The 3,511-nt window shown below is 71.2% G+C and carries 4 protein-coding genes; 2 read left to right on the top strand and 2 right to left on the bottom strand.

The annotated features are described in order from the left end of the window. A partial coding sequence (locus tag HUU95_RS11285) for a CoA-acylating methylmalonate-semialdehyde dehydrogenase (RefSeq protein WP_174280200.1) occupies nucleotides 1–1,417 on the top strand: 1,417 nt, incomplete at its 5' end. Here the strand turns inward: HUU95_RS11285 and HUU95_RS11280 are convergent. Next, complete coding sequence (locus HUU95_RS11280; RefSeq protein WP_174280199.1) at nucleotides 1,398–1,862, bottom strand: MaoC family dehydratase; 465 nt, start codon at nucleotides 1,860–1,862, stop codon at nucleotides 1,398–1,400. The genes HUU95_RS11285 and HUU95_RS11280 overlap by 20 nt on opposite strands. Beyond that, nucleotides 1,859–2,533, bottom strand: coding sequence for a TIGR02117 family protein (locus HUU95_RS11275; protein WP_174280198.1), 675 nt, complete (start codon nucleotides 2,531–2,533; stop codon nucleotides 1,859–1,861). Before HUU95_RS11275 ends, HUU95_RS11280 begins: the two co-directional genes overlap by 4 nt. A gap of 23 nt (nucleotides 2,534–2,556) precedes the next feature. Between HUU95_RS11275 and phhA the strand changes: the two genes are divergently transcribed. Next, nucleotides 2,557–3,426, top strand: a complete 870-nt coding sequence (phhA, locus tag HUU95_RS11270; RefSeq protein WP_174280197.1) for a phenylalanine 4-monooxygenase — start codon at nucleotides 2,557–2,559, stop codon at nucleotides 3,424–3,426. Nucleotides 3,427–3,511: the final 85 nt, after the last annotated feature.

The following is a 3,511-nucleotide window of genomic DNA, read 5'->3' as shown; positions in this document are numbered from 1 at the left end:
CGCCGCGGAGCTGGAGCGCGCGGTCGCCGCCGCGCGTGCGGCGCAGCCCGGCTGGGCGGCGACCAACCCGCAGCGCCGAGCCCGCGTGATGTTCCGCTTCAAGGAGCTGGTCGAGGCGAACATGGACGCGCTCGCCCACCTGCTCTCGTCGGAACACGGCAAGGTGATCGCCGACAGCAAGGGCGACATCCAGCGCGGGCTGGAGGTGATCGAGTTCGCCTGTGGCATCCCGCACCTGCTCAAGGGCGAGTATACGCCCGGCGCCGGGCCGGGGATCGATGTCTATTCGATGCGTACACCGCTGGGCATCGGCGCGGGGATCACGCCGTTCAACTTCCCCGCGATGATCCCGATGTGGATGTTCGGCGTCGCGATCGCGTGCGGCAACGCCTTCATCCTCAAGCCGTCCGAGCGCGATCCGTCCGTGCCGGTGCGCCTGGCCGAGCTGATGCGCGAGGCGGGCGCGCCCGACGGCATCCTTCAGGTCGTGCACGGCGACAAGGAGATGGTCGACGCGATCCTCGATCACCCGGCGATCGCGGCGGTGAGCTTCGTCGGCTCGTCCGACATCGCGCACCACGTCTACCGGCGCGGGGTCGCGGCGGGCAAGCGCGTCCAGGCGATGGGCGGGGCGAAGAACCACGGCATCGTCCTGCCCGACGCGGACCTCGATCAGGTCGTGGCGGACCTGGCCGGCGCCGCGTTCGGCAGCGCGGGCGAGCGCTGCATGGCGCTCCCCGTCGTCGTGCCGGTCGGCGAGCGGACCGCCGACGCGCTGCGCGACAAGCTGATCCCCGCCATCGCGGCGTTGCGGGTCGGCGTCTCGACCGACGCGGACGCGCATTACGGCCCGGTGGTCAACGCCGCGCACAAGCAGCGCGTGGAGAACTGGATCCAGACCGGCGTCGACGAGGGGGCCGAGCTGGTCGTCGACGGGCGCGGCTTCAGCTTGCAGGGTCATGAGCAGGGCTTCTTCATCGGCCCGTCGCTGTTCGATTGCGTCACCCCGGCGATGCGGTCCTACCGGGAAGAGATCTTCGGCCCCGTGCTCCAGATCGTCCGCGCGCCCGACTTCGACACGGCGGTGCGGCTGCCGAGCGAGCACCAGTACGGCAACGGCGTCGCGATCTTTACCCGCGACGGCCATGCCGCGCGCGAGTTCGCCGCGCGCGTCGAGGTCGGCATGGTGGGCATCAACGTGCCGATCCCGGTGCCGGTCGCCTATCACTCGTTCGGCGGGTGGAAGCGCTCCGGCTTCGGCGATCACAACCAGCACGGGATGGAAGGCGTGCGGTTCTGGACCAGGGTCAAGACCGTCACCCAGCGCTGGCCCGACGGCTCGGCGCTCGCGCGCGGGAGCGAGGACGGCGGCCCCGCCCGCGTGCAGGACGCCTTCGTCATCCCGACGATGGGATAGCTTCCCGGACGCGGATCAGCCCGATGGACACCATCGACAGCACCGCGACATCATCCTGATTGTACGCGATCAGCCGCGACTTGAAGCTGCCCATCGCCGGCCGGCTCGCCGACCGCCGCTTCTCCAGCAGTTCGGTTTCGCAGCGCAGCGTGTCGCCCGGATGGACGGGTCGGAGCCAGCGTAGCGCGTCGATGCCTGGCGAGCCGAGCCCCGCATGGTCGATGGCCTGGAGATGCTCGACCAGCATCGCCATCACCATCGCGCAGCTGTGCCAGCCCGACGCCGACAGCCGCCCGAAATGCGTGGCCGCCGCCGCCTCGTCCGACAGGTGGAAAGGCTGCGGATCGAAGCGTCGCGCGAAGTCGATCACCTCCTCGCGCGTGACCCGATAGGCGCCGAACCGCTCGACCGCGCCGACGACCATATCCTCGAAATATTGCGTCATCCCGTCACTCCGAACCACCCGCTCACCGTCACCGGCAGCGGCGTCCACCAGCCGACCCGCACGCCGGCGGTCCGCAGCGCGTCGCTCGTCCAGCTGTTGCACGTGTGCCCGAGCCCGTAACGCCCCCGCGCCTCATAGAAGACATCGGCCGGGCCATAGCCGCGCCAGCGCCGCCCGCCCGGCCGGCGGCTCGACACGATGAACGCCGCCAGCCGCCGGTATTGCGCCGGCGTGAGCGTCACCGGCCGCTCGTCCTCGCCCGCCACCGGCCGCGCGACATGCTCGACATGGAGCAGCGTCTCGTCGCTGCCCGCCACCGCGCGCAGCACCGTGCCGGGCCGCAGCTCGCGCCAGGTCGGCGTGCCGAGGAAGAAGCCGTGCTCGCCCCAGCCGATCGCGAGATAGCCGAACCCGGCGGCACGCGGGTCGCCGAAGTCGCCCGGCGGCGCGAAGCCGCGCCAGTCCACGCCCGCCGCGACCTTGGGCAGCACCAGTCCGGTATGGATCGGGCCGGACTCGACCCAGATCGTCACGCCCCGCGCGGGTGGACGCCAGCCCGCGTTGGTCGGGATCGACCCGCCCACCAGCGCCGCCACGCCATAGCCGAGCACCGCCAGCGCCAGGACGGAGACCGGCACGGCAACCAGCGCGAGGGGGCGGGCGTTGCGCATGACGGACAGGTTAGGGGACAGCGGTGGCCGACGATACCCATGGGCTGGACCAGCCCCCGCCCGGCGCCGCCGCCGACTGGACGATCCCGCAGGGCTGGGACCGTTACACGGCGGCGGAGCATGCCACCTGGGACACGCTGTTCGCGCGGCAGACCGCGCTGCTCCCCGGCCGCGCGTCGCGGGCGTATCTGCGCGGGCTCGACCTGCTCAAGCTGTCCGACGGCGGCATCCCCAACTTCGAGGAACTGTCGGATCGGCTGGCGGCGCTCACCGGCTGGCGTGTCGTCGCGGTGCCGGGGCTGGTGCCGGACGAGGTGTTCTTCGATCACATGGCGAACCGCCGCTTCGTCGCGGGCAATTTCATCCGCCGCCCGGACCAGCTCGACTATCTGCAGGAGCCCGACGTCTTCCACGACGTGTTCGGCCACGTGCCGATGCTCGCCGACCCGGTCTTCGCCGATTACCTGGAGGCCTATGGCAAGGGCGGCCAGCGCGCGATGGCGCACGATGCGCTCAAATGGCTCGGCCGGCTCTACTGGTACACGGTCGAGTTCGGGTTGATCCGCGAGGGCGGCGAGTTGCGCATCTATGGCTCGGGCATCGTGTCGAGCTTCGCCGAGACGCGCTTCGCGCTCGACGATCCGTCGCCGCACCGGATCGGCTTCGACCTCGCCCGCGTGATGCGCACCGAGTACCGGATCGATGACTTCCAGCAGAATTACTTCGTGGTGCCGAGCTTCGACGAGCTGCTGCGCCTGACGGTCGAGACCGATTTCGGGCCGATGTACGACCGGCTGAAGGCGCTGCCCGACATCCCCGTCGCCGCGATCGAGCCGGGCGACGCGGTGATCACGCGCGGCTCGCAGGCCTATGCCCGGGCAAAGGCGGCGTAGCGCGATCCGGCTCGCGCCGCTTGGGACGAGGAACGTGGGTCGGCGACCGTCGCGGCCGGGCCCCTGTGTTCGCCGGCCCGCGCCG

The sequence above is a fragment of the Sphingomonas bacterium genome (genome assembly GCF_903643065.1).
Taxonomy (GTDB): domain Bacteria; phylum Pseudomonadota; class Alphaproteobacteria; order Sphingomonadales; family Sphingomonadaceae; genus Sphingomonas.
The sequence above is the reverse complement of the archived record's forward strand: the minus strand, read 5'-3'. Positions and strand labels throughout refer to the sequence as shown.

Coding starts and splice junctions, on each gene's coding strand:
- HUU95_RS11275 (WP_174280198.1), bottom strand. CDS start 2,533: ATGCGCAACGCCCGCCCCCTCGCGCTGGTTGCCGTGCCGGTCTCCGTC.
- HUU95_RS11280 (WP_174280199.1), bottom strand. CDS start 1,862: ATGACGCAATATTTCGAGGATATGGTCGTCGGCGCGGTCGAGCGGTTC.